Annotated in this window: 22 protein-coding genes; 12 read left to right on the top strand and 10 right to left on the bottom strand. The window is 64.3% G+C overall.

Going from position 1 to position 23620, the window contains the following annotated elements; all coding sequences use genetic code 11:
* Positions 1 to 47: 47 nt before the first annotated feature.
* The gene (locus tag PCA31118_RS11950) at positions 48 to 1007 is read right to left on the bottom strand and encodes a LysR family transcriptional regulator (protein WP_150625681.1); all 960 of its coding nucleotides are present in this window, start codon (positions 1005 to 1007) and stop codon (positions 48 to 50) included.
* 194 nt (positions 1008 to 1201) lie between these two features.
* Here PCA31118_RS11950 and PCA31118_RS11945 point away from each other — a divergent pair, with 194 nt between their 5' ends.
* The 6 genes from PCA31118_RS11945 to PCA31118_RS11920 all read left to right on the top strand — a co-directional run bounded on the left by PCA31118_RS11945 (position 1202) and on the right by PCA31118_RS11920 (position 7475).
* Positions 1202 to 2440, top strand: a complete 1239-nt coding sequence (locus tag PCA31118_RS11945) for an ABC transporter substrate-binding protein (protein WP_150625426.1) — start codon at positions 1202 to 1204, stop codon at positions 2438 to 2440.
* A gap of 50 nt (positions 2441 to 2490) precedes the next feature.
* Positions 2491 to 3990, top strand: a complete 1500-nt coding sequence (locus tag PCA31118_RS11940; protein WP_044456999.1) for a CoA-acylating methylmalonate-semialdehyde dehydrogenase — start codon at positions 2491 to 2493, stop codon at positions 3988 to 3990.
* A 42-nt stretch (positions 3991 to 4032) separates the two neighbouring features.
* Entirely contained in the window at positions 4033 to 4983 is a 951-nt protein-coding gene (gene mmsB, locus PCA31118_RS11935; protein ID WP_150625425.1) for a 3-hydroxyisobutyrate dehydrogenase, read from the top strand.
* A 214-nt stretch (positions 4984 to 5197) separates the two neighbouring features.
* On the top strand, positions 5198 to 6109 hold the full coding sequence (locus PCA31118_RS11930; RefSeq protein WP_150625424.1) for a bestrophin family protein: 912 nt from the start codon (positions 5198 to 5200) through the stop codon (positions 6107 to 6109).
* A 78-nt stretch (positions 6110 to 6187) separates the two neighbouring features.
* Entirely contained in the window at positions 6188 to 6544 is a 357-nt protein-coding gene (locus tag PCA31118_RS11925; RefSeq protein WP_044456996.1) for an ArsR/SmtB family transcription factor, read from the top strand.
* Complete coding sequence (locus PCA31118_RS11920; protein ID WP_150625423.1) at positions 6528 to 7475, top strand: SRPBCC family protein; 948 nt, start codon at positions 6528 to 6530, stop codon at positions 7473 to 7475. Before PCA31118_RS11925 ends, PCA31118_RS11920 begins: the two co-directional genes overlap by 17 nt.
* Here PCA31118_RS11920 and PCA31118_RS27015 read toward each other — a convergent pair.
* On the bottom strand, positions 7461 to 7682 hold the full coding sequence (locus PCA31118_RS27015; RefSeq protein ID WP_174990436.1) for a hypothetical protein: 222 nt from the start codon (positions 7680 to 7682) through the stop codon (positions 7461 to 7463). The genes PCA31118_RS11920 and PCA31118_RS27015 overlap by 15 nt on opposite strands.
* Positions 7683 to 7731: 49 nt before the next feature.
* Here PCA31118_RS27015 and PCA31118_RS11915 point away from each other — a divergent pair, with 49 nt between their 5' ends.
* Positions 7732 to 8139: a DUF4148 domain-containing protein gene (locus PCA31118_RS11915; RefSeq protein WP_174990435.1), complete on the top strand. Its 408-nt coding sequence runs from the start codon at positions 7732 to 7734 to the stop codon at positions 8137 to 8139.
* Between the two features lie 130 nt (positions 8140 to 8269).
* Here the strand turns inward: PCA31118_RS11915 and PCA31118_RS11910 are convergent, their stop codons facing one another.
* The gene (locus PCA31118_RS11910; RefSeq protein ID WP_150625680.1) at positions 8270 to 9172 is read right to left on the bottom strand and encodes a ferritin-like domain-containing protein; all 903 of its coding nucleotides are present in this window, start codon (positions 9170 to 9172) and stop codon (positions 8270 to 8272) included.
* Between the two features lie 261 nt (positions 9173 to 9433).
* Between PCA31118_RS11910 and PCA31118_RS11905 the strand changes: the two genes are divergently transcribed.
* Positions 9434 to 9859 (top strand): hypothetical protein, encoded by a 426-nt coding sequence (locus PCA31118_RS11905; protein ID WP_150625421.1) that lies wholly within the window; start codon positions 9434 to 9436, stop codon positions 9857 to 9859.
* A 92-nt stretch (positions 9860 to 9951) separates the two neighbouring features.
* Here the strand turns inward: PCA31118_RS11905 and kefC are convergent, their stop codons facing one another.
* A complete protein-coding gene (kefC, locus tag PCA31118_RS11900; RefSeq protein ID WP_150625420.1) occupies positions 9952 to 11889 on the bottom strand; it encodes a glutathione-regulated potassium-efflux system protein KefC in 1938 nt (645 codons plus the stop codon).
* Positions 11889 to 12614, bottom strand: a complete 726-nt coding sequence (gene kefF / locus PCA31118_RS11895; RefSeq protein ID WP_150625419.1) for a glutathione-regulated potassium-efflux system oxidoreductase KefF — start codon at positions 12612 to 12614, stop codon at positions 11889 to 11891. Before kefF ends, kefC begins: the two co-directional genes overlap by 1 nt.
* Before the next feature lie 292 nt (positions 12615 to 12906).
* Between kefF and PCA31118_RS11890 the strand changes: the two genes are divergently transcribed.
* Positions 12907 to 13200: a hypothetical protein gene (locus tag PCA31118_RS11890; RefSeq protein WP_150625418.1), complete on the top strand. Its 294-nt coding sequence runs from the start codon at positions 12907 to 12909 to the stop codon at positions 13198 to 13200.
* A 70-nt stretch (positions 13201 to 13270) separates the two neighbouring features.
* Here the strand turns inward: PCA31118_RS11890 and PCA31118_RS11885 are convergent, their stop codons facing one another.
* The 5 genes from PCA31118_RS11885 to PCA31118_RS11865 form a co-directional block, all read right to left on the bottom strand.
* Entirely contained in the window at positions 13271 to 13765 is a 495-nt protein-coding gene (locus PCA31118_RS11885) for a cupin domain-containing protein (protein WP_150625417.1), read from the bottom strand.
* A gap of 360 nt (positions 13766 to 14125) precedes the next feature.
* Positions 14126 to 15520, bottom strand: coding sequence for a branched-chain amino acid transporter BcaP (bcaP, locus tag PCA31118_RS11880; RefSeq protein WP_150625416.1), 1395 nt, complete (start codon positions 15518 to 15520; stop codon positions 14126 to 14128).
* A gap of 771 nt (positions 15521 to 16291) precedes the next feature.
* Positions 16292 to 17014, bottom strand: a complete 723-nt coding sequence (locus PCA31118_RS11875; RefSeq protein WP_150625415.1) for an SH3 domain-containing protein — start codon at positions 17012 to 17014, stop codon at positions 16292 to 16294.
* Between the two features lie 359 nt (positions 17015 to 17373).
* Complete coding sequence (locus PCA31118_RS11870) at positions 17374 to 18480, bottom strand: S-(hydroxymethyl)glutathione dehydrogenase/class III alcohol dehydrogenase (RefSeq protein ID WP_150560610.1); 1107 nt, start codon at positions 18478 to 18480, stop codon at positions 17374 to 17376.
* Positions 18481 to 18658: 178 nt separating this feature from the next.
* Complete coding sequence (locus tag PCA31118_RS11865; RefSeq protein WP_150625414.1) at positions 18659 to 20380, bottom strand: putative bifunctional diguanylate cyclase/phosphodiesterase; 1722 nt, start codon at positions 20378 to 20380, stop codon at positions 18659 to 18661.
* A 394-nt stretch (positions 20381 to 20774) separates the two neighbouring features.
* On the opposite strand from PCA31118_RS11865, the gene yfiR reads away from it, so the two are divergent.
* From yfiR to yfiB, 3 genes are all read left to right on the top strand, one after another.
* The gene (yfiR, locus tag PCA31118_RS11860) at positions 20775 to 21428 is read left to right on the top strand and encodes a regulatory sequestration protein YfiR (protein WP_246190200.1); all 654 of its coding nucleotides are present in this window, start codon (positions 20775 to 20777) and stop codon (positions 21426 to 21428) included.
* A 224-nt stretch (positions 21429 to 21652) separates the two neighbouring features.
* Positions 21653 to 22885 carry a diguanylate cyclase DgcN/YfiN gene (gene dgcN / locus PCA31118_RS11855; RefSeq protein ID WP_150625678.1) on the top strand — a complete coding sequence of 411 codons (1233 nt, stop codon included), beginning with the start codon at positions 21653 to 21655 and terminating at the stop codon, positions 22883 to 22885.
* Positions 22886 to 23010: 125 nt separating this feature from the next.
* The gene (gene yfiB, locus PCA31118_RS11850; protein ID WP_484549324.1) at positions 23011 to 23544 is read left to right on the top strand and encodes an outer membrane lipoprotein YfiB; all 534 of its coding nucleotides are present in this window, start codon (positions 23011 to 23013) and stop codon (positions 23542 to 23544) included.
* The last annotated feature ends 76 nt before the right edge of the window (positions 23545 to 23620 follow it).

Genomic DNA, 23620 nt, shown 5'->3' with positions numbered 1-23620 from the left:
CGACACCTACCCAACGCCAATCTGACCGACCCCACATTAGGTCGCCGTCAAGCGAGCTGCAACTGCCCCGCCGTGCCTTGCAGCAGCGCGTCGTTGCGTTGGGCGGCGTCGCGCAGATAGTCCCACAGCACCGTAATGCGCTTGAGCGTGCGCAACTCTTCGTGGCAGTAAATCCAGAAGCTGCGGGTGACGACCACGTCGTCGACCAGCAGCGGCACGAGGCGCGGGTCTTGCGCCGCCATGAAGCACGGCAGGATCGCCAGCGCCTCGCCTTGCAATGCCGCCTGATATTGCGCAATGACGCTGGTACTGCGCAGCACCACATTGCCGCCCGGCACGATGTCCTCCAGATAGCGCAACTCGTTACTGAACGTCAGTTCGTTCACATAGCTGATGAACCGGCGATCCGCGAGGTCGGCGAACGTTTTTACCTCGCCGTAGCGCGCGAGGTAGCCGGGGGTGGCGTACAACTGCAAGCGGTAATCGCATAGCTTGCTGCACACATACGGCCCGCGCTGCGGACGCTCGATGGTGATGGCCAGATCGGCCTCGCGTTTGGACAGACTCACGAAGCGCGGCACGGGCAGCACGTCGAAATCGATCGCGGGATATTCGCGCTGAAATCGCGAGAGCACCGGTGTCACGAAATAGGTACCGAAAGCCTCGGTCGAACCGATGCGCACATGGCCCGAGAGGGTCTGTCCCAGACCGGCCACCTGTTCGCACGCCGATTGCAGCGCCGTCTCCATCTGTTCGGCGTACACGAGTAATTGCTGCCCTTCGGGCGTCAGAGCAAAGCCCGCATTGCGCGACTTGTCGAACAGTAGCGTGCCCAGCGCCTGCTCCAGCGCGCGCACGCGTCGCGAGACGGTCGTGTGATCCACGCCGAGGCGCACGGCCGCAGCGCTGACCCGCTGGGTTCGTGCAACTTCCAGAAAGTAGCGAAGGTCGTCCCAGTCCGGGCGCGGCTCGGCCCCCGGGGCGCCGGAGGGACTGGTCGATCGCATCGCGCCGGTACGTGCCATTGCGCTGTCTCCTATGTGTATTTCTGCACAAAGTAGATGCAGCGATGCGCTATGTAAAGCAAATTCGCACAAATACAATTTATGAGCGCCACGCATAGACGTCGGCGGCAAAAGCATAAGAGACCAAGAAGAGATCGAAAAAGACCTCAATAAAGACCTCAAGGAGACAAAAAGCGATGAAGATCAAGCCGTGGCTGCTCGCGCTGGGACTCGGTGCGGGTTTGGGATTGTCGTGCGTCGGTTCGTTTGCGCAGTTGCCGGATCGTCCCGTGAAAGTCGGGGTGCTGACCGATATGTCGGGAACGTATTCCGCAATGGGCGGCGCCGGGTCGGTCGTGGCGGCGCAAATGGCCATCGACGACTGTCTGGCCGCCGAATGCAAAGGCATGAAGGTCGAACTGGTCTCGGCCGACAACCAGAACAAGGCGGACGTGGCGGCCAACAAGGCGCGCGAGTGGTTCGACCGGGACAACGTCGATGCGATTGCCGACCTGACCAACTCCGCTGCCGCGCTCGCCGTGCAGAAGCTCGCGATGGACAAGCAGCGCGTCGTCCTCTTCTCCGGCCCGGCGACCACACGTCTGACAAACGAAGACTGCTCGCCCACGGGCTTTCACTGGATGTTCGACACCTATTCCCAGTCGGCTGCCACCGCACGCGCCGTGGTGGGTGACGGCGGCAAGTCCTGGTACTTCATCACGGTCGACTACGCCTTCGGGCATTCGCTGGAGAAAGACGCCGCCGATATCGTGAAGACGCTCGGCGGCACGGTCGTCGGTCAATCACGTCATCCGCTCAATGCGTCCGATTACGCGTCGTTCCTGTTGCAGGCGCAAAGCTCGAAGGCGCAGGTCGTGGCGTTGGCGAATGGCGGTCAGGACACCGTCAACGTGCTCAAGCAAGCACGGGAATTCGGCATCGTGCAGCGCGGGCAGAAGCTCGCGGCGCTGCTGGTGTTTCTGTCGGACGTTCACGCTCTGGGTCTCAACACCGCACAGGGCCTGTTGTTTACCGACGGGTTCTACTGGGATTTCGACGACGCCTCGCGCAAGTGGTCCGACCGCTTCCAGAAAAAGTACAAGAACCTGAAGCCGACGATGGTCCAGGCCGGTGTGTATTCGAGCGTGCTGCACTACCTGCGCTCGGTGGCGGCTGCCAAGAGCGTCGAAGCCAAGGTCGTTGCGCAGAAAATGCGTGAATTGCCGATTCGCGATCCGATCATGCACAACGCGTCGATTCGTCCCGACGGTCGCGTGATTCACGACATGTATCTGTTCAAGGTGAAGTCTCCCGCCGAGTCCAAAGGACCGTGGGATTACTACACGAAAGTGGCCACCGTCCCGGCGACGGAAGCCTTCCAGCCGCTGTCGAAATCGACTTGCTCGCTCGTGAAGACGAGCACGGCCGCGAAGTAATTTTCCCCGAATTCTTTCATCCGTATTCGTTTCGATCTGGAGAGCGTGTCATGTCCCTACCCACCATTCCGCTGCTCATCGACGGCAAGCGTGTTGAATCGAAGACGTCGCAATGGCGTGACGTCGTGAACCCGGCGACGCAGGAAGTCGTCGCGCGCGTGCCGTTTGCGACCCCCGAAGAACTCGACGCGGCAGTGGCCTCCGCCAAGGCCGCTTACAAGGGCTGGCGCAATACGTCGCAGGCCAATCGCATGCGTGTCATGTTGCGCTTTCAGCAACTGCTGCGCGATCACACGAGCGAGCTGGCCGAACTGATCACGCGCGAGCACGGCAAGACGCTGCCCGACGCGGAAGGCGAAGTGGGGCGTGGACTCGAAGTCGTGGAGCACGCGTGCTCGATTGCCTCCCTGCAACTGGGCGAGTATGCGCAGAATGCGGCCGGTGGCGTGGACGTCTACACGCTCATCGAACCGCTCGGTGTCTGTGCCGGTATTACCGCGTTCAACTTCCCGGTGATGCTCCCTTGCTTCATGTTTCCGCTGGCCGTCGCCACCGGCAACACCTTCGTGCTCAAGCCGTCGGAACAGGATCCGAGCGCATCGCTGCGTCTCGCGGAACTCGCGCTCGAAGCCGGGTTGCCGCCGGGCGTGCTTAACGTGGTACATGGCGGGCCGGACATCGCCAACGCCATTTGCGATCACCCGGATATCAAGGCCGTGTCGTTCATCGGCTCGACGCATGTCGGCACGCACATCTACCGTCGCGCGTCGGAGGCGGGCAAGCGTTGTCAGGCCATGATGGGCGCAAAGAATCACTGTGTGATCCTGCCGGACGCCGACCGCGAGCAGGCGATCAATCACCTGCTGGGTGCGGCATTCGGCGCCGCCGGACAGCGCTGCATGGCCACGTCCGTCGCGGTACTCGTGGGCGAAGCGCGCGAGTGGGTGCCGGAGCTGGTCGAACGTGCGCGGGCGCTCAAGGTCGGGCCGGGCACGGATCGCAAGGCGGACGTGGGTCCGCTCGTCTCGAAGCAGGCGCGTGCACGTGTGGAAAAGCTCATCGGCGCCGGGGTGGAAGAGGGCGCAAAGCTGCTGCTCGACGGACGCGGCCACGCGGTCGGCGAAGCGCCGCAGGGCAACTTCGTCGGCCCGACGATCTTCGACGGGGTGACGGCCGACATGTCGATCTATCGCGAGGAAATTTTCGGGCCGGTCCTGTGCATGACGGGCGTGGATACGCTCGATGAGGCGATCGCCTTCGTCAACGCAAACCCGAACGGCAACGGCGTGGCGCTGTTCACGCAGGACGGCGGCGCGGCGCGTCAGTTCCAGAATGAGATCGACGTCGGTCAGGTCGGCATCAACCTGCCGATTCCGGTGCCGGTCGCCTGGTTCAGCTTCACGGGGTCGCGGGCGTCGAAGCTGGGCGATCTGGGGCCGAACGGCAAGCAGGCGATCCTGTTCTGGACGCAGACGAAGACCGTCACGGCGCGCTGGCAAGCGCGCGGCACCGGCCCGGCGGGCGTCAACACCACGATTACGCTGAAGTAATTCGCGTGCCCCTGAACACATCGAAGATGTCGGAGACAGACGATGGCTACGGAAATTCAGCAAGGGACTGGGCAGGAGACTCGGGCGGCGCTACGCGTGGCCTTCATCGGCCTGGGCAACATGGGCGGCCCGATGGCGGCCAATCTGGTGAGCGCCGGGCATGCGGTGCGCGGCTTCGATCTGTCGGGCGCAGCGGTGGAGCGACTGGTGGCCGCTGGCGGAAAAGCGGCGCAGTCGATTCCCGATGCCGTGCGCGATGCGCAGGTCGTCATCACGATGCTGCCCGCCGGTGAGCACGTGCTCGCCGCATACGACGGTCCGCAAGGCGTGCTGGCCAACGCACCGCAGGATGCCGTGCTCATCGACAGCAGTACGGTGCCGCCGGAGATCCCACGTCAACTGGCGAAAATTGCCCGCTCGGGCACACAACTGCTAGACGCCCCGGTCTCGGGCGGCACGGCGGGGGCTGCTGCGGGCACGCTGACGTTCATGGTCGGCGGCGACGCAGCGCTCGTCGAGCGCATGCGCCCATTGCTCGGCAACATGGGCAAGGCCATTCACCACGGCGGCCCGCTCGGCGCCGGCCAGACCCTCAAGCTATGCAACAACATGCTGCTGGGCATTCTGATGGCGGGAACGAGCGAGGCACTGCGTCTGGGCATCGCCAACGGCCTCGACCCGAAAGTGCTCTCGGCCGTGATGCAGCAAAGCTCCGGACGCAACTGGACGCTGGAGGTCTACAACCCGTGTCCCGGCGTGATGGAGAATGCCGCATCGTCACGTGGCTATACAGGCGGTTTCGCGACCGATCTGATGGCGAAGGATTTGCGTCTCGCGCATGGCGCTGCGGAGTCCAGCAACGTGGCGACGCCATTGGGCGATCTGGCCCGGCGCATCTTCGAGGTCCATCGCGCGAACGGTCATGGGGGACTCGACTTTTCGAGCATCTTCCAGGACCCGGTGACGCTCGCACAGGCGCTGGAGGTGAAGTAACGTCCGACCCGGTGAAGTGCAGGACGATGCAAACGCCCGTCGAAGGTTCGCCCGACGGGCGTTTTGCCATCGGTCGGTCATTGCGACGATTCGGTGGGAGAGTCCCGGGCCATGGGCCGAAATCATTTCAATGCCGCGAATATGGGCGTATCATCCGGGCCCAACGGCTACCCCCACGGCCGGTTTCCCAGCGCTTGCGAGCGCCTTCGTCGCCATGATCGTCCGTCCCAACCTGCACTGGCTGCGCATGCTGTTCGTCGTGCGTGGCTCGATCTTGCCCAAGATCGCACCGCAGCTCATCTTCACCACGATCATCTCGATTGCCGTCACGCTCGCCCATGGGCGCATTTTCGAATGGAAGATCCCGCTCACGTTCATCCCGTTCTCGCTGATCGGTATTACGCTCGCGATCTTTCTCGGCTTTCGCAACACCACGAGTTACGCCCGGTATTGGGAGGCCCGCATGCTCTGGGGCAGCGTGCTCAATGAAACGCGGGCGCTCTCGCGTCAGTCGATGACGCTGGTGTCCGACACGTCGGATTCGCCCCGCTTCGTTGCCTATCTGATCGCTTTCGTGCATGGCATGCGTCATCAATTGCGTGGCACGGACCCGCGCGCCGACTTCGAGCGTTTGCTGAGTCAGGAAGACGTGGCGTGCCTGGCGCGCAAGCAATTCAAGCCGATCACGATTCTGCTGATGGCCGGCGAATGGTTGCGCGAGCGCCGTATGCGCGGTCAGATCGAAGCGCCGCTCGCGCAGGTCATGGAGATGCATCTGGACCGACTGGGCGAAGCGATCGGCGGCTGCGAGCGGATTGCCACCACGCCGATCCCGTTCACGTATGGCGTCATCCTGCATCGGGTGACCTATCTGTACAGCGTGCTCCTGCCGTTCGGCCTGATCGACTCCATCGGTCCCATGACGCCGGTCATCGTTGCCTTCATTTCGTACACGTTCTTTGCGCTGGAAGCCGTGAGCGCGGAGATCGAGGAGCCGTTCGGACTGGAGCCGAACGATCTGGCGCTCGACGCCATGTCCGAGACCATCGAGCAGTCACTGCGAGAAATCCTGCACCGCCAGCACACCGCGCAGGTGCGCGCCCGCGAGCATCACATCATCACCTGAGCTCGCGGCGCGACGCCTTCCTCAATTTTTAATACTAAAGTTCTTGCTTTAGTTTCTGACGCGACTATACTCAAGTACATGCTTGACCATGACAACACCCTCGATCTGACTTTTCAGGCACTGGCCGATGCCTCTCGCCGGGCCATGCTCGTGCGGCTGGCACAGGGGCCGGCGTCGGTGAGTGCGCTTGCGCAACCGCTGGCGATGTCGTTGCAGGCGGTCATGCAGCATCTGTCCGTGCTGGAGAGCGCGGGTCTGGTGCGAACGGAAAAGGCCGGTCGTGTGCGCACGTGCCGGATCGAACCTCAGGCGCTGAGCCTCGCCGAGCGATGGATCAATCAGCGCCGTCACGAGTGGGAGGGCCATCTCGACCGATTGGGCGAGTATCTGGCCAGCCTGCCGCCCGAAGGAGACCTTCATGACGACAGCAAGTGAAGCAAAAGCGACCACGCAGCCCCGTCCGTTGACCGTTGGCCGGACTTACGCGGTGGCCCGCGAAACGGTGTTCGGCGCGTGGACGACGACCGAGGCCGTCAAACGCTGGTTTTGCCCCACCGGTTACACGATCCCCGAGGCGCAGATCGAGGCGCGCGAGGGCGGCGCTTTCGACTTGCGCATGCAGTCCCCCGAGGGCGAGTCGCACTGGATTCGCGGTCGCTTCGTCGAAGTGGATGCCCCGAAGCGCCTCGTGATCGACATGAAGGTGACCGACGAGAAGGGACACGAACTGTTCGGCGCGCTCACGCAGGCAACGTTTACCGATGTGGCGCAGGGCACACGGCTGGACGTGGAACAGCGATATACGGTGCTCGACCCCGCGTTCGCCTGGATGCCCGAAGGCGCAGGACAGGGCTGGACGCAGACACTCGACAAGCTCGGGCGCGAAGTCATGCGCGAGGCCGAGGCGCCGACGGCCCGCAGCGTCGTGCACGGAACGTTTCGCATCGAGCGCCAGTACCCCGCATCTCCTGCTCGCGTGTTCCGCGCACTGGTCGAGCGCGAGGCCAAGGACCGCTGGTTCGCGCGCGGCGAAGGGCTGACGTTGATCGAGCGGTCCATGGACGTTCGCCCCGGCGGACGCGAGGTGGCCAAGGGCAAATGGCAGAGCGGCATGGTGTCGACGTTCGACGCGTTGTACTACGACGTCGTGCCGGATACGCGCCTGGTGTACGCCTACGAAATGCATCTGGATACGCGCAAGATTTCGGTGTCGCTCGCGACCATCGACCTCAAGGCGCGCGATGGTGGCACGCACCTCGTCATGACCGAGCAAGGCGCGTTTCTGGACGGTTATGACGACGCCGGGTCGCGAGAGCGCGGCACGAATTTCCTGCTCGACGCGCTGGGCGCCTCACTCGACGACTGATTCGGTGACTGGCTCGGCGACCGACGGCGTTGCCGAGTATTCCAAGGCATTGCGACGCCGCTGCGGGTCGGTACCACCGACGCCAGCGGCGTTTTCATGTGTGCGAATGCACCGATGTGGTGCGTTAATTCCCATTAAAACGCGCAATAGTTCCTGAACAAATTTCGCGTTTTTCATCGCGATGGCGAGTTCTAGACTTCCTTCCATCGACGGCGCAATTCAAAACAAAGTCGTCGCAACTGACAGGAGTCTGAAAATGAACCGCAAGAACATCGCTATCGCCCTTATCGCCGCTGTCGCCTCGCTGGGTGCTGTTGCCAGCAATGCTGCCGAGAACGGTAACAACTACCCCAACGTCGCTTCGCAAGGTCAACCGCTGACCCGCGCTGCCGTGCTGGCCGATCTGGCGCAAGCGCGCGCCAATGGTCTGATCCCGCAAGGTGACGCCGACTATCCGGTGTACGTCGCATCGGGCCCGAGCAAGACCCGCGCCGATGTGAAGTCGGAATTGGCTGACGCTCGCGCTCAAGGCCTGCTCGCCGAGACCGATGTCGGCTACCCGATCCTTGCGTCGCAAGGTCAGAGCGTGTCGCGCGCCGAAGTGAAGCAAGACCTCGCCCGCGCCCGCGCTGCCGGTCAACTGAACGAATTCCAGGGCAGCTGATCGCCGACCGGCTGACAAGGCCGGCGCCGTAGCACACGAAAAAAACCGTCCCGAGTGTCGTACTCGGGACGGTTTTTTTTGTCTTTGCGGCGCGGGTGAGGGGGCAGGAACGCCCACACCCCGGTCACCCTCAGGTCTTCATGAAGCGCAACGCGAGTCGCGCGAGTTTCGGCACGAACGTCGGACGCAGCAGGCGCTTGTCGTAGCCGTCCATGCGTCGCGCATCTTCTTCCAGACACAGGGCAATCAGATCGCGCGGCTTGAGCGATTCGCCGATATCGGCGGTGCCGGTGGCAGGGAAGTTGGCGTCGCGCGCCACACCGTCGGTGTCGATGCCGCGCGCAATCGCCATGCGATCCCAAATCAGCGTCACCCACACGGCCGCGACTCGCGCGTAAAACCACGGCCGCTTCCAGAATGGCAACGTGCGCCGATACCACGCGACCCAGTTCGCGAAGAACAGAATGTGGCGCGCTTCCTCCTGAATGACCGGTTCGAACGTCTCGACGAGCGCTTCGGGAAAGTAGCCGGAGCGCTGCGCCGAACGAAACAGGCCGAACGCGACGAAGCTGTCGATACATTCGCTGAAGCCGGTCTTCATCCACGCCCATTCGGGATCCTTGGGCGGCGGGTAGGGGGGCTCCGGCGCGAGTTCGATGCCGTAGGCTTCGACCAGTCGGGACAGCACGACCTTGTGGCGCGCTTCTTCGTCGCCGTCCATGACGAGCGCCTCGCGCAGCAGCGGGTCCTGGATCGTGGCGGCGTAGGTCGCCACACGAATGGACGCACGGCCTTCCGTCTGCACGGCAATGTCCCAGATGGGCAGGGCCGTCAGGCGCTTGAGCGCATCGGGCGGCAGCTTCGGCCACTCGATGACGGCAGGCTTATAGGGATTGTGAGACTCCAACAGCATGCGGCAGAACATGCGTTTGTGGGAGTCCGAACCAATTTTCACGGGCCCCTCGGCGTCGTATTGCCAATGGCGCATGACATGGTCGGCCTCAGCCACGGCTGCCGCTAACGTGTCGGACATCTGATCGGGATATCGCATCGGTATGAGTCCTGTCGGCGTCGGCAAAAATCATACCATCAGCCATACGCATGTGCCGTACAGGCGGGCCGATTTTGTCGGCGCCATCAGGAGCATCGTCGTGAAGCGGCGTCGAAATATTTCGTAATTGTTGCGGCGCGTGCAACGCAGGTATTCGCGCCATGCGCTATATCGCGGGGGAAGACGTGACTAGACTGTAGAACCGCTGTCGCAGTTTTTGCAGCTACTTGCCATGGACACATCATGTCGCTGACCCTTGAGCAACTCTTTCCGCAGCATCGTCCCGAAGGTGACGCCGTGGCCACGGCGCTCGATAGTCACGCTGTCGTACAGGCGCTGTCGCTTGCCGTCGCCGATCATCCGCTTGTCCTGCTGCGAATGATGTACCCGACCACCGATGCCCATACGCATCGCAGCCGCGACGAACTCACCGAGGTATTGCATCGCCACGGTTTGCATCAGGTCGCGAGTCTGATTGAAGAGGAATCGCCGTATCTGATGTTCACGTCCGCCGAGCATGCGCATCTCACGCTCGTGGAAATCCGTCGCTATTCGGCGGCCATTGCCGTGCATCTGTACTATCGCGGGCTCGCTGGTGTGGACGCCGAAACGCGGCTTCGCGCCGATGCACGTGCGCCGACCGACGGCCACTTCAAGCCGTTCGACTGACGGCAACCGATCGGCGCGCCATGACCAATCTTCCTGTCGATGCGACAGGCGGATTCGATGGGTCGCGGGCGTTAGCGCCGTGCGCTATCGCGTCAGGCGCGACGGTTTTCCGTCCCGTCCGCCGTCTGCCCCGTGTCCTCCGTTGACTTGGCTGATGACTTAGCTGATGACTTGGCTGGTGCGCGGGCGTCGTCGGGGGCATGCTCACCATCCCAGCCGAACGTCACCTGGCGCTGGGCGCGACGTGTCGCACGCTCGCGCGCCATCTGCTCCTCGAACTGACGACGCCCCTCCTTCGCGGTGGCGATGATCTTGTTGCGATCCTGATAGGAGGGATACATGTCGTCCGTCAGCTGTACATTGGCGCGCCTGAACGCCATGGTCGCCTCGCGGGCTTCGGCCGCGGGCCATCCGAGCGCTTCGAGCACCGAGCGTGCGCTGCGCAGCGAAGACTCGAAGACTTCGCGCTCGATGTGCTGCACGCCACGCTCGCGAAGCTGGAACAAATGGCCGACGTTGCGCGCTCTGGCGACGACCGGTACGCCGGGGAAGTGTTCGCGCATCAGATCGGCGATTTCGAGCGACTGATCGACGTCGTCCACGGCAATCACGACGGCGCGCGCGTTCGCCACGCCCGCGATGCGCAGCAGATCGAGACGCGTCGCATCGCCATAAAACACCCGAAAGCCGAACTGCCGCAGACTTTCGATGGTGTCGGGGTCGTGGTCGAGCACGGTGACGGACACGCCTTGGGGCATCAGCGCACGACCTACGATCTGCCCGTAACGCCCGAAACCGCAAATCACGACGTTTGCCGTCTGCGGCTCGGAAATCTCTTCCATGCGCGGTGAGCCCTTCATGCTGTAGCGCGGCAACAACCACTTGTCGATGGCAACGAGCAGCAGCGGCGAGATCAGCATCGAGAGCGCCACGGCGCCGATCAGAAATGACGACACGGCCGGGGGCAGCACCTGTGGCCCGGCGGACTGGAAGACGACGAACGCGAACTCGCCGCCCTGGGCCAGCAGCAGCGTGAAGATCGGCCGTTCCTGATACGGCAGTTGCATCAGTCGCGACAGGCTGTAGATCGCGAGTCCCTTGAGCGCCAGGAAGCCGACGACGACCGCGATCATGCGCAGCGGTTGCGCGAGCAACACGCCGAAGTCGATGCTCATGCCCACGGCGATGAAGAACAGGCCCAGCAACAATCCCTTGAACGGTTCGATGTCGGTTTCGAGTTCGCGACGATATTCGCTCTCCGCAAGCAGGACGCCAGCGAGGAAGGCGCCGAGCGCCATGGATAGCCCGACGACTTGCATCAGAGTCGCGATGGCGACGACGAGCAGGAGAGCCGCCGCCGTGAAGATCTCCGGGGTCTTGCTGTTGGCGATCCAGCGCAGTAATGGACGCAGCGCCAGTCGTCCGCCGAGGATGATGGCGGCAATCACGCCGACGATCTTCAACGCTTCGAGGGCGCGCGTCGTGCCCGTCATGGCGTGACTGTCGACGGAATTCGCGAGCAGCGGCAGCAACGCCAGAATCGGAATGGCGGCGACGTCCTGAAACAGCAGGATGGAGAAACCCGCCTGACCGCTGGCGGTGGCGAGCATGTTGCGTTCGGCCATCACCTGCAACGCAATGGCGGTGGACGACAGCGCAAGGCCCAGGGCGGCGACGAGCGCAATGCGCCACGGGGCGCCCAGCGCGATGCCTGCGACGAAGAGCAGCACGGCGCAGCCGATGACCTGCGCCGAACCCCAGCCGAAAATCGGCCGTCGCAGGCTCCACAGACGCCGCGGTTCCAGTTCGAGGCCAACGAGGAACAGCATCAGCACCACGCCGAACTCGGCGAAGTGCAGCACATCTTCCACGCGCGAGACGAGGCCGAGTCCCCACGGCCCGATCGCGATCCCGGCGGCGAGATAGCCGATGATGGCGCCCAGACCGAGGGCGCGTGACAACGGCACGACGATGACGGCGGCCGCGAGATAAATCAGACTGGCCAGCAGCCAGGCAGGCACATGTTCCATCAGACGGACCTCCCGGTGTCGCTGACGCTTGTGTTCGCGTCGGCCCCCGTCAGCCCGGTCGCACAGCGCGGGCGATCGGTTGCCGGAATGGCCTGGCATTCGGCGGCGTCAGCCATCGAGACGAGTTCCGGCCAGTGGGGGTACGTTGCAAGACGCCCGGCGAATGCGCTGACATGTGCGTCGAGCGCGGCGGTGTCGCAGCGACGCGCGCCATACAGCACGTGCGGCGGCAGAAAGCGCATGCCGCACAGGTGCGAGGTCTGTTCGTACGGGGGCAGGAACGCAGAGAATTCGTGCTGGTTATAGCCGTCGCGCCGATAGCTGTCTTCCGGGCCGCCGGTGCTGGCGACCAGCCAGAGGTCTTTGTTCGCCAGCGCGTGGCCGTCCTGACCGTAAGCCCAGCCCCACGACAGCACTTCGTCGAACCAGAGCTTTTGCAACGGCGGCATGCTGTACCAGTAGATCGGATGCACCAGCACGATCAGATCGGCACGCGAGAGACGTTGCTGCTCGGCTGCCACGTCGATGCTGAAGTCGGGATACGTCGAATAGAGATCGTTGACGTCGACGCCTTCGATGCCGCGTGCGGCTTCGAGAAGGCGGCGATTCACGCGCGAGTCGCGCCAGCGCGGATGCGCCACGATGACATAGACGGCACGCTTCGGGGCACGCTCGCTGGCGTCCCGAGTGGCATGCTGGATACGGGTGGAGGCGGGGGCTGTCATGCGGGGGAGGATACCCCATTCGTATGACGTGTTCCATGGCGCGCAACGCGCCCGCGGGCCATGGGGATGCGCGTCATGCGCGCGCCATTCCGGGCGCACGGGCCTGAAGATTCAGCGACAGGCTCGGCTAAAGACTCGGCTGGCAAACGCCGTTAGGACTGGATAAGCTCTGCTTAGCTTCTCAAGGGCCGCGACATCTCACGACACGCTGTGGGGGGCGCAGGTCAAAACGACAAAAACAACACTCTTTGCGCAGGCGGTGCATCCGTGCACGCGTCAGTGCTTTTCCGACATGTCGCCGCAAGCCTTTCGCAATACCGTCAATCTGATCTATCACGGACGCAACGTGGCGCTCACGTTGCTGCTCATCGCTTTGCTATACAACCAGACCTTCTGGGTGTTTGCGAGTGCGGTGGCGGCGGCGTTGTGCACGGGCGCGCTGCATGAGGCCGGACGTATGCCGCAGGAGGAGGCGTTGCCGCCGCGTCCGCTGGTCATTCAGATCATTCGCATTTCCGTGCCGCTGTTGCTGACGATGTTCGCGCTCGGCTACGGTGCCGTCTGGCTCAACCGCAATTTCGGCTGAATGCCGCGCCAGGGGCGAGGCACGCGCACGAGTGCGTGCGCCGCCCCTCTTTGCCGGCGCCTCGACGTCCTTATTTCACCCACTGAATATCGCTCGGCGCTTGCGGCGGCAGCTTGATCGCCAGCACCTTGAACTCACCATTGGTGTTTTGCGATCCGGCATGCACGGTGCCGCGCGGAATGACGATCAGGTCGCCCGGATGCACCTCGCGCTGCTGGTCGCCCAGCCAGAAAGTGCCGCTGCCGGAAACGACATACTGGATTTCGTCGGCATCCTGATGGGTGTGACGCGGCACGTTGCCGCTTTGCACGGCGACCGTGCCGTGTTGCGTCGCGACCAGCGTACGGCTGCGCAGTGTACCGACGTTCGGCACGAGCTTGCCGATCTGTTCGTCGGTCATGGCGCCGACGTCGATGATCTGCGGTGTCAACGGTGTCGAAGGTGTCGAAGGTGTCAGAGGGGCACCTTGCGCGACGGCGCTGGGCATGAAAGTGACGAAGTGCGAGGACACGACACCTGCGGCGAACGCAACAGGCAGGGCAGCGAGCAGGACATAACGGCGCATGTTCTTTTTCCTTGGCAGAGCGATGTGTCGGACGCGGTGAGCGACCGCAAGAGATAACCGCAAGAGACAACGACGAGAAACAACGACGAGAAACAACCAAAAGAGGCAACGACGGCGGTAAGCACGAGCGACTTGCGTGATGCGAGTGCGGCGAAGGCGGGTGAAGCAACGGCGGGGGCAACAACGTCGAAGGCGCATGTGGAAGGGGCCCGGGGACACTTATGTATCGCCCGAGCCCCAAGTCCCCAGGCCCTTGAGTGCCTGAACCGGACTATACGCTCAGTCGCGTATGCGCGCGAGACGCATCAATCCGTGCGATCGGTGTCGTCTGAGGCAGCGTCACGGCGCGTGGTTCTGCGCTCAGCCGTGCTTGTGCAGCAGCGCGTTGCGACGGGCATACGTGAAGTAGATCACCATGCCGATGGCCAGCCAGACCACGAAGGCGATCCAGGTGGCGGCTTGCAGATGCGCCATAAGGAACAGGCACAGACCGGCCGAGATGAGCGGCACGACCGGCGCACCCGGCACGCGAAACGCGCGCTTCAGGTCGGGACGCGTGCGACGCAGCACAAGTACGGCCACGGAGACGAGTGCGAACGCCGACAAGGTGCCGATGTTGATCAGTTCCGCGAGCACGCCCAGCGGCACGAACCCCGCAATCACGGCGAAGATCACCCCGACGATCCAGGTGCCCGCGAACGGTGTCTTGTGCGTGGGGTGGATGTGCGAGAGCAGCGGCGGCAGCAGGCCATCGCGCGACATGGCGTAGGTAATGCGTGTCTGGCCGTACGTCATCACGAGAATGACGGTCGTCATGCCGAGAATCGCCCCGAGATCGACGAACCCGGCGACCCAGTTCTGTCCGGCGTATTGCAGGGCCAGCGAGACCGGATGATCAACTCCGGCGAACTGCGCGAACGGCACGATGCCGGTCATGATCGCGGCCACGGCCACGTAGAGCAGGGTGCAGACGATGAGCGAGCCGATGATGCCGACGGGCAGGTCGCGACCCGGGTTGCGGACTTCTTCGGCGGCGGAGGTCACGGCGTCGAAGCCGATGAACGCGAAGAAGACGAGCGCCGCCGCATTGAACATGCCGCTGGTGCCGAAGGGCATGAACGGCGTCCAGTTGGCGGGTTTGACGTGCCAAACGCCCACGGCGATGAACAGCAGCACCACACCGATCTTGATCGCCACCATGAGGTTGTTGATGCGCGCCGATTCACGCACGCCGTACGACAGCACCCACGTGATGAGCAGCATGATGACGACGGCGGGCAGGTTGATGAAGGTCGTCACGCCGGGCACGCTGCCGGGTGCGGCGGTGATTACCGCAGGCAGGTGCATGCCGAACCCGGCTGCGAGCGACTGGAAATACCCCGACCACCCTACGGACACGGCGGAGGAAGCGAGGCCGTATTCGAGCATCAGGTCCCAGCCGATGATCCACGCGACGATTTCGCCGAGGGTGGCGTAACTGTAGGTGTAGATGGAACCTGAGACGGGGATGGTGGACGCGAACTCGGCATAGCACAGCGCCGCGAAGCCGCAGGCCATGGCCGCGATGATGAATGAGAGGGTGAGCGCCGGGCCGGCGGTCAGTGCACCCGTGCCGGTGAGCACGAAGATGCCGGTGCCGATGATGGCCCCGATGCCCATGAGGACGAGGTCGACGGGGCCCAGCACTTTCTTGAGACTGCCGGTGCGGCCGGCGGCCAGCATGTTCTCGATGTTCTTGGTTCGGAAAAGACTCATTGACTGCAATAGGTTCCTGCAACGTATGTCCCTGGCGCACGCACGACGTGCGCCATCGGGAAATCCACGGGAGACGTGTCCCGCGACCTGGCTGCAAGGGCACCCCGGGCTTGTGGCCGCTCGTTCCCATGCGTGGCGGACGGCCACAGGGGTTGACGAACCACGTCGATGCGCTAGCGCTGCCGGCGCTCGCCAATCGGGCGACGCAACGGCAATCAGCCGTCACCGGCGGGCGCGGGTGGCGCGCGTCGGTGACGGCGAGGCGATAGGCATGCCACGACGCGCCGTTGAGCACGCCGGGGCGGGACGAACACGATCGAGACTTACCGAGGATCCTGCCGGACTGCCGTGACCGTCGCGGTTTTCGCGACGGCACACCGGAGATGGGTCTGCTGAAGGGTCTGCAATGTTTGACTGCACGTCGACGTCGAAAGACATCATGTGTGCAAGGGCTCGCTGTCCTGCGGTCCGGCCATCGGCGCCAGTTCGGCACCTCCGCCTGGCCGGAATTGCTCACATTTTAAGCGTTTTTCCCACAGCGCGTGCAGCGGTTGCTGAATTTGCTGCCGCGATTCGTTCGTGGGGGCGTTTTCTGTTCCTGTTCCTGTGGTGATGAAAACCACATCCCGGTATCTCCGCCTCGCTCAGGCATCCGCCCGGGCCGCGGGGGTTACCGATACCCTGACTGCGCTCCACCTGAAAGTCGCTCCGTCAGGGCACCGATAACCCCCGCCCTCATACACCCGAGTTCAACCACCCCGATTTTTGGCGCTATCGGTTCTGTCCGCCCGGGCCTCCCCCCGGCGGTCGGCCACCGTTGCCGTGGCCGCCCCCATGTCCACCCCCATGTCCACCCCCATGCCCGCCTCCCCCTCCGCCACCCGGCGGACGCGGGCCCGGACCACCCCCCTGTCCCGGCGGACGTGGACCCGGACCCGCACCATGCCCCGGCGGTCTCGGACCCGGCCCAGGCCCCGCACCATGTCCCGGCGGACGCGGGCGATTCCCCGGGTAATAGCCACCCGGCGGACGCGGTGGCGGCCCCGGATTCCAGTGCGGCGGCCGGGGACCCGGCGGCGGACGATGCCAGTAGCGCTGGTCGTTGTACCAAGGCCGATTCCGGTAATAGTTGCCCCAGTACGCACCGATCGAGAAGGTGATGATCGGCAGCCCGATCATCGTCCCGTAGTTGAGCACGGGCACCGGATTGCCCTGATACGGGTAACTCAGCAGCGCCGCGTAAATCCAGCCGCGCGTCCCGGGCAAACCGATGTCGCACCACGAATACCCGGAGATGCAGCCGTACACCGTTACGGGCACGCCGGCCGCCGCTTGCGCGACGACAGGGTAGTCGGTGGCCGGACCGGCGCGCACGTTGGCCGACGCATTGATGACGGCCTGTCCCGACTGCGCCGACGCCGCTTCGGGCAGCGCCGCAAGCGTAGTGAGCATCGCAGTACCCGCGAGAACGAGCGGCAAGGTTCGTTTGTTCATGGTCGTCTCCCTGTTGTGACGAAGCAGCACCCTCCGGTAAGCCAATCCCTTCGACCCTCCCCATCAGGCGCTGCGCTCTGCATGCCGGTTCGACCCGCCGCGTCGCCCGATGGTTTGCGCTATCGCGTAACGAAACGTTGCAGCGATATTCCTGCGCGTTACCTGCTCGTCACCTGCTCGTCACCTGCGCGTGTCCGTTATGCCGGTGTTGCGCAGTCACGATGCTCGGCACGCCCGGAAATGCCAACGGCGGCGACATGCGCTTCCGAAGCTTTCGAAGCTTCCAAAGCATGCCGCCGCCGTTGCATTCTCGTCCGTCGGGGTACGGCAACCACACGCATGCGTGCAGTTGCGCGCAATCAGTACAGCACGACGGAGCGGATCGACTCGCCACGCTTCATCAGATCGAAGCCTTCGTTGATCTGGTCAAGGCGCAGGGTGTGCGTGATGAGGTCGTCGATGTTGATCTTGCCTTCCATGTACCAGTCGACGATCTTCGGCACGTCGGTGCGCCCGCGCGCGCCGCCGAACGCCGAACCCTTCCACTCGCGGCCGGTCACCAGCTGGAACGGACGCGTGCTGATTTCCTGACCGGCTGCGGCCACGCCGATGATGAACGACTGACCCCAGCCCTTGTGGCAGCATTCCAGCGCCTGACGCATGGTCGTGACGTTGCCGATACATTCGAACGAATAGTCCGCACCGCCGTCGGTGAGTTGCACGATGGTGTCGACGACGTTCTCGACCTCATTGGGATTGATGAAGTGCGTCATGCCGAACTTCTTCGCGAGTTCGACGCGGCCCGGGTTGATATCGACGCCGATGATCTTGTCGGCGCCGACCATTTTCGCGCCCTGAATCACGTTCAGGCCGATACCGCCGAGACCGAAGACGACGACGTTCGCGCCGGCTTCGACCTTCGCCGAGTAGACGACCGCGCCCACGCCGGTCGTGACACCGCAGCCGATGTAGCAAACCTTGTCGAACGGGGCGTCCGAGCGAACCTTCGCCACGGCGATCTCGGGCACGACGATGTAGTTCGAGAAGGTGGAAGTGCCCATGTAGTGGAAGATGGGCTTGCCGTCGAGCGAGAAGCGCGACGTGGCATCCGGCATCAGGCCGCGGCCCTGCGTGCTGCGGATCGCCTGACACAGGTTGGTCTTGCGCGACAGACAGAATTTGCACTGACGGCATTCCGGCGTGTACAGCGGAATGACGTGGTCGTCTTTCTTGAGCGTGGTGACGCCCGGGCCGACGTCGACGATCACGCCCGCACCCTCATGGCCGAGGATGGCGGGGAAGATGCCTTCCGGGTCGGCGCCCGAGAGTGTGTAGTAGTCCGTATGGCAGATGCCGGTGGCCTTGACCTCGATCAGCACTTCGCCGGCGCGCGGCCCCTCCAGATCGACTTCTTCGATGGTAAGGGGCTTGCCCGCTTCCCAGGCAATGGCGGCTTTGGTTTTCATGGCGTTATTCCTCGTTGCAACGTCGTTCGGGGGAATCCCTTCGCGACGTACCATACCGCGTTCTAAAGTCACGCGCGAGTCTTGACATGCCATCTCGACAAAAAAGGCGGGGCCGGATGCACGATTTGCCAGGCATGCCGGGGCCTTATTTGGCAAGCACCGGCAAGGACCAGCGCGATCAGCGCCGCGCTCCGCTGCCCAGCGGCGCCAGGAGGTGATAGAAGCCCTGGGCGTCGACGGGGCGGGCGAACCAGAATCCCTGTGCTTCGTCGCAGCCCAGTTCGGTGAGCCGCTGCGCCTGCGCCTTCGTCTCCACGCCCTCGGCCGTGACGCGCAGTCCGAGCGAGTGCGCCATGGCGATGACTGCGCTCACGATGGCGTGGCTGGGCGCATGCGTGAGCATGTCGCGCACGAAGCTCTGGTCGATCTTGAGCCGATGCACGGGAAAGCGGGTGAGGTAGGCCAGACTCGCGTAGCCGGTGCCGAAGTCGTCGACGGCGATCTCCACGCCCATCTCGTGCAGCGCGCGCAGGCAGCCCACGGCGGCGCTGGAGTCGCCCAGCAACACGGTCTCCGTGATCTCGATTTCAAGATGGCGTGGCTCCAGCGCGTTCGCATTCAGCGCCCGCTCGACCATGCCCACGACATCCTGACGCGCGAACTGCTGGGCCGAGACGTTCACGGAGATGCGCGGCAGGTGGCCGCATCGGCGCAACAAGCGGCTGGCTTCCCGGCAGGCGGTTTGCATGACCCATTCGCCCAGCGGCAGGATGAGACCGGAAGTCTCGGCCACCGGCACGAACTCGGCCGGGCCGACCGCACCAAGTGTCGGGTGACGCCAGCGCAGGAGGGTTTCCGCATTGCGAATTTCGCCGCTCGTGAGGGTAACCTGCGGCTGATAGACAAGATGAAGCTGCGAATGCGCGTGCTCATGTACCGCCACGCGCAGCAATCCCTCCAGTTCGTTGCGGCGCCGCGTCTGCGCGTCCATCTCGCTGCTGAAAAAGCGCACACCGCCACCGGCGGCGCTGGCGACGCCGAGCGCAAGGTGGGCGCGACGCAACAACGTTTCCGGCGTGTTGCCATGGTCGGGATAACTGACCGCGCCGATGCTGGCGTCGAGCGCCACGGCGTTCTGATCGACGTCCACCCATTGGGCAAGCCGCGATTGAATTCGCGACGCCAGCAACCGCGCGCCGTCCCCCGTCTCGTTGGTGACGATGACGAATTGACTGCCGCCGAGACAGGCGAGTGCATCTTCGGGGCCGCTGGCTTCACGCAGGCGTTCGGCGGCGATGCGTAACGCCAGCTCGGCCGTCGGCGGCCCGAACGTGCTGCGCAGCTTGCGCAGATGATCGAGTTCCAGGAGCAATACCGTCAGCCCGACGCCCTGATGGGCGCATCGGTGGATGGCGAGTTCGAGTCGCTCGTTGAGCAGGGTCTGATTGGGCAGGCTCGTGACCGGGTCGTGGTGGGTGACGTACCACAGCCGTGACGCCACCTGGACTTGCTGCGAGAGGTCGAGCACGATGCCGACCCATCGGCGCTCGCCCGGGGCGTGTTCGACACATGAGAGCGCCAGGCGGATCGGCAGCCAGCTTCGGATGTGCGTGAGCAGATGCCACTCGTCGTCGTACGGCACGGGCTCGATGGCCGACAGACTGGCGAGGGCGGGCAGGCGTCGGCGGGCGAGTTCGGCCGGATCGAGCAGGGACAGGAAACTGCGCCTGCCAAGCAGGTCGTCCGGCCGATAGCCGGTCAGGCGCGTAAAGGCGGTATTCATGCGCTCCAGCATGCCGTCGTCCGTGCACACGAACATGGCATACGGCGCACTGTCGAGCGCAGCGCGGCTCAGTTCCGCCTGTACGTCGGGCACCGGGCGAGGTACGGGATCATTCATGTCCGTACCTCCCGAATGCCGGTCCCGCCGGCGTTCAGGAACGTCATGCAACACCTCCCTGGCGTCGCGATTTTTATCTCGATAATCGAGCGATCGGCGCGCTCGATTCCTTTTGTTTTTCAATCGGTTATGCGCACCATTCTGCCACGTTGCAAACGCTCGCGGGCAAGGGAAAACACGAGGTCGGAAGGGGTTCCGAAAACGGGCCGGTACGCGCATGCTGTCGATTGGGGACGCCGGTGACGCGGACATCCGGCATCGCCGTGTATGGCTCGAACCCGGGCCCTTCGGTATGATGCGGCCTGGTTCCGGCAGGCGATACTCACAAAGCGTCAACCGTGAAGGAAATGGCGTTCCGGCGACGACGGACATTTCGGCAAAGAGGAAGGCGGCATTGCATAGCGTCTGGACAAAGACGAGCAGCGTGATTCGGGGCCAGCGGCGCGATTGCCGTGCGGTTCTGTTTATCCGTGCGCGTCTGATGCTCTTTTGTCTGGTGCTGAGCGCTGTCCCGCTCGGTCACGCTCGGGCGCAGACGCCCGCGAGCGCGGGCGCGTCGGTCGCCCCGGCGAGCGTGCGCGACGCCAATGTGCGGCAGGTCGTGCTGGGCATTGTCAGTTTTACCCGCTGGCCGACACCGCCCGCCCGCGTGCGCTTGTGCGTCGTGGGTCAAACCGACTACACGCGTGAACTGCTCGCGCCGCAGGGTGCATCATCGAGTGCGCCGGGCGCGGCATCGAACAGTACGCCGCCGGTCGATGCGCACCGGGTATCCGCTGCGGAGCCTGCCATCGGTTCGTTGTGCGATGCGTTGTATCTCGGTGCCGTCAGCGACGCCGAGCGTCGTCAAGTCCTGGCGTCACTTGCCGGTCATGCCGTGCTCACGATCAGCGAGCGCAACGATTCGTGCACGCTCGGCACGATGTTCTGCCTGAACGTCGATGCCGAGCGGGTGACATTCGATATCAACCTCGACACCGTCGCGCGCAGCGGCGTACGTGTCCACCCGAACGTGCTGAAGCTGGCGCGAAAACCGGGGACACCATGACAACCCAATTCCCCCCCGCCCATCCACCACCTGGCCCCGTCGCCGGACTCCTGCCGCAGCAGGTCCCGGGCGATGCAGCCCCCGGCGGCGCCGCTCGCGAACCGACGCCGGACACTTCGACCGCCTCGACGGCCTCGACGGCCTCGACGGCCTCGGGCGCTGCGACGTCCTCGCCCTCGCGCGGCGCCGCCGCCGCTACGGAACCTTCGAGCGCGTCTGCGCGCATGCGCCCGCGTCGGCCGTCGCTGCAACGCGTGCTGCGACGCACGCACCTGCGTCTGGCGGTCTCCGCCGTCGTGCTCGCGGCGCTGTCGCTCTCGCTGGTGGCATGGATCGCGCTACGTGCCTACGCCGAAAACAATCTGCTGCTCGTCGGTCGCTCGCTCGCCTACACGGCCGAAGCGGCGGTCGTGTTCGGCGATCGCGTGGCGGCGCAGGAGGCGATCGCCCTCATCGCCAACGACGAAGACGTGGTGCAGGTGCGTGTGGTCGATGCCCGCAATGCCCAGTTCGCCATGTGGCGGCGCGCGGACGGCGGCACGCTGGCCAAGGTAGAGCGCACCGTCGCCGACATTGCGTTGCCCGGGCCGGTGACGTTGCCCATTCGCCACGACGGCAACGTCGTCGGACAGATCGAGGTGCAGGGGCAGGGCAAGCAGTTCTTCGTCTTCCTGGTGAGCGGCATTGGCGGAGTGCTGGCATGCTTGCTGGTGACCTTTGCCGTGGCGAACCTGCTGGCCAAACGCATGCATCGCGATATCGTGAAACCGCTGCGCGCGCTGGCGGAAGTCGCGCATGCGGTGCGGCGCGAGCGGGCGTTTCATCAGCGGGTGGCCGCCACGCCGATTGCCGAGCTCAAGGAATTGGGTGACGACTTCAACGCGCTGCTCGACGAGTTCGAAGGCTGGCAGAATCACTTGCGCGCACAGAACGCCACGCTCGCGCATCAGGCGAACCACGATCCGCTCACGGGATTGCCGAATCGTGCCTACTTCGAGTCGCGCCTCACGCAGGCGCTTGGCGAAGCGCGCGAGTTGGGCACGCATGTCGCGCTGCTGTACCTCGATAGCAATCGGTTCAAGGACATCAACGATCAGCTCGGTCACGATGCCGGCGATGCGGTTCTCGTGGCGATTGCGCAGCGTTTGCGGCAGCCGCTGCGCGAGGGCGATCTGGTGGCGCGCCTGGGGGGCGACGAGTTCGCCGTTATGCTGCCGGGCGTGCGTCAGACGTCGAACGCCGTGCGGCTCGCACAGACGCTACTCTCGTCGATGGAAAAGCCGATTGCGTTGCCGGGGGGCGACGATCTGGTCACATCGATGAGCATCGGCATTGCGTTGTATCCGACGCATGCGCAAGACGCGACCGCACTGCTGCGCGCCGCGGATACGGCGATGTATCAGGCCAAGCGCGCCGGTCTGGGCACCTGGCATGTCGCGGAAAGCCCCAAGGGATAAGGCGGCGAGCAACACCTGGCAGTATTCATAACAAGTAGGAATGACGACCGGATTTCACACTGCAATGGGGAATGGTTTTGAGCTCTCAACACACACGTGAGCGCGCACTGCGCGGCGCTCCCATCTTGGCACTGATTATCGCCATCGCGCGCGCGCTCGCGCGCCTGAAGACTTCCGCCCGGCGCGCTGCGCTGCTCGTCTGTCTGCTGGGTGTCGGTGTGCTGGCCGGCTGTCAGACGACACCGGTGCACGGCCTCACGCCCGAGCAGATCGCGGCGCTCAAGTCCGAGGGCTTTACGCAGACGGACGAGGGTTGGGAGTTCGGTATGTCGGATACGGTGTTGTTCGATACCGACAAGTTCGTGGTGCGCGACCCTGCGCGCGACACCGTACTGCGCATCGGGCGCACGCTCGTGAAGGTCGGACTCAACGCGGTGCGTGTCTACGGATATACGGACTCGGTCGGCAGCGACGCCTACAACGAGCAACTCTCCGCCCGCCGCGCCGACGCCGTGGCAGGGGTGCTCGCCGATGCGGGCATGCAGCGTGCGGGGATCCAGACCATCGGCGCGGGCAAGCGAAATCCGGTCGCGGACAACAGCACGCCCGCCGGACGCGCGCAGAATCGCCGCGTTGCCATCGTGATTTCGACACGCTGATTTCGGCGTACCGGTTCCGACATTTCGGACTCGCCACGTTGCGCGCCGCCCGAACGAGGCGTGGGGGCGGGCAGAG

The organism is Pandoraea captiosa, assembly GCF_902459775.1.
Taxonomy (GTDB): domain Bacteria; phylum Pseudomonadota; class Gammaproteobacteria; order Burkholderiales; family Burkholderiaceae; genus Pandoraea; species Pandoraea captiosa.
The sequence above is the reverse complement of the archived record's forward strand: the minus strand, read 5'-3'. Positions and strand labels throughout refer to the sequence as shown.

What these genes read in the sequence shown, in the direction of transcription:
- PCA31118_RS11950 (WP_150625681.1), bottom strand. Translation starts at nt 1,007, where the DNA reads ATGCGATCGACCAGTCCCTCCGGCGCCCCGGGGGCCGAGCCGCGCCCG.
- PCA31118_RS11945 (WP_150625426.1), top strand. Translation starts at nt 1,202, where the DNA reads ATGAAGATCAAGCCGTGGCTGCTCGCGCTGGGACTCGGTGCGGGTTTG.
- PCA31118_RS11940 (WP_044456999.1), top strand. Translation starts at nt 2,491, where the DNA reads ATGTCCCTACCCACCATTCCGCTGCTCATCGACGGCAAGCGTGTTGAA.
- mmsB (WP_150625425.1), top strand. Translation starts at nt 4,033, where the DNA reads ATGGCTACGGAAATTCAGCAAGGGACTGGGCAGGAGACTCGGGCGGCG.
- PCA31118_RS11930 (WP_150625424.1), top strand. Translation starts at nt 5,198, where the DNA reads ATGATCGTCCGTCCCAACCTGCACTGGCTGCGCATGCTGTTCGTCGTG.
- PCA31118_RS11925 (WP_044456996.1), top strand. Translation starts at nt 6,188, where the DNA reads ATGCTTGACCATGACAACACCCTCGATCTGACTTTTCAGGCACTGGCC.
- PCA31118_RS11920 (WP_150625423.1), top strand. Translation starts at nt 6,528, where the DNA reads ATGACGACAGCAAGTGAAGCAAAAGCGACCACGCAGCCCCGTCCGTTG.
- PCA31118_RS27015 (WP_174990436.1), bottom strand. Translation starts at nt 7,682, where the DNA reads ATGGAAGGAAGTCTAGAACTCGCCATCGCGATGAAAAACGCGAAATTT.
- PCA31118_RS11915 (WP_174990435.1), top strand. Translation starts at nt 7,732, where the DNA reads ATGAACCGCAAGAACATCGCTATCGCCCTTATCGCCGCTGTCGCCTCG.
- PCA31118_RS11910 (WP_150625680.1), bottom strand. Translation starts at nt 9,172, where the DNA reads ATGTCCGACACGTTAGCGGCAGCCGTGGCTGAGGCCGACCATGTCATG.
- PCA31118_RS11905 (WP_150625421.1), top strand. Translation starts at nt 9,434, where the DNA reads ATGTCGCTGACCCTTGAGCAACTCTTTCCGCAGCATCGTCCCGAAGGT.
- kefC (WP_150625420.1), bottom strand. Translation starts at nt 11,889, where the DNA reads ATGGAACATGTGCCTGCCTGGCTGCTGGCCAGTCTGATTTATCTCGCG.
- kefF (WP_150625419.1), bottom strand. Translation starts at nt 12,614, where the DNA reads ATGACAGCCCCCGCCTCCACCCGTATCCAGCATGCCACTCGGGACGCC.
- PCA31118_RS11890 (WP_150625418.1), top strand. Translation starts at nt 12,907, where the DNA reads ATGTCGCCGCAAGCCTTTCGCAATACCGTCAATCTGATCTATCACGGA.
- PCA31118_RS11885 (WP_150625417.1), bottom strand. Translation starts at nt 13,765, where the DNA reads ATGCGCCGTTATGTCCTGCTCGCTGCCCTGCCTGTTGCGTTCGCCGCA.
- bcaP (WP_150625416.1), bottom strand. Translation starts at nt 15,520, where the DNA reads ATGAGTCTTTTCCGAACCAAGAACATCGAGAACATGCTGGCCGCCGGC.
- PCA31118_RS11875 (WP_150625415.1), bottom strand. Translation starts at nt 17,014, where the DNA reads ATGAACAAACGAACCTTGCCGCTCGTTCTCGCGGGTACTGCGATGCTC.
- PCA31118_RS11870 (WP_150560610.1), bottom strand. Translation starts at nt 18,480, where the DNA reads ATGAAAACCAAAGCCGCCATTGCCTGGGAAGCGGGCAAGCCCCTTACC.
- PCA31118_RS11865 (WP_150625414.1), bottom strand. Translation starts at nt 20,380, where the DNA reads ATGAATGATCCCGTACCTCGCCCGGTGCCCGACGTACAGGCGGAACTG.
- dgcN (WP_150625678.1), top strand. Translation starts at nt 21,653, where the DNA reads ATGCGCCCGCGTCGGCCGTCGCTGCAACGCGTGCTGCGACGCACGCAC.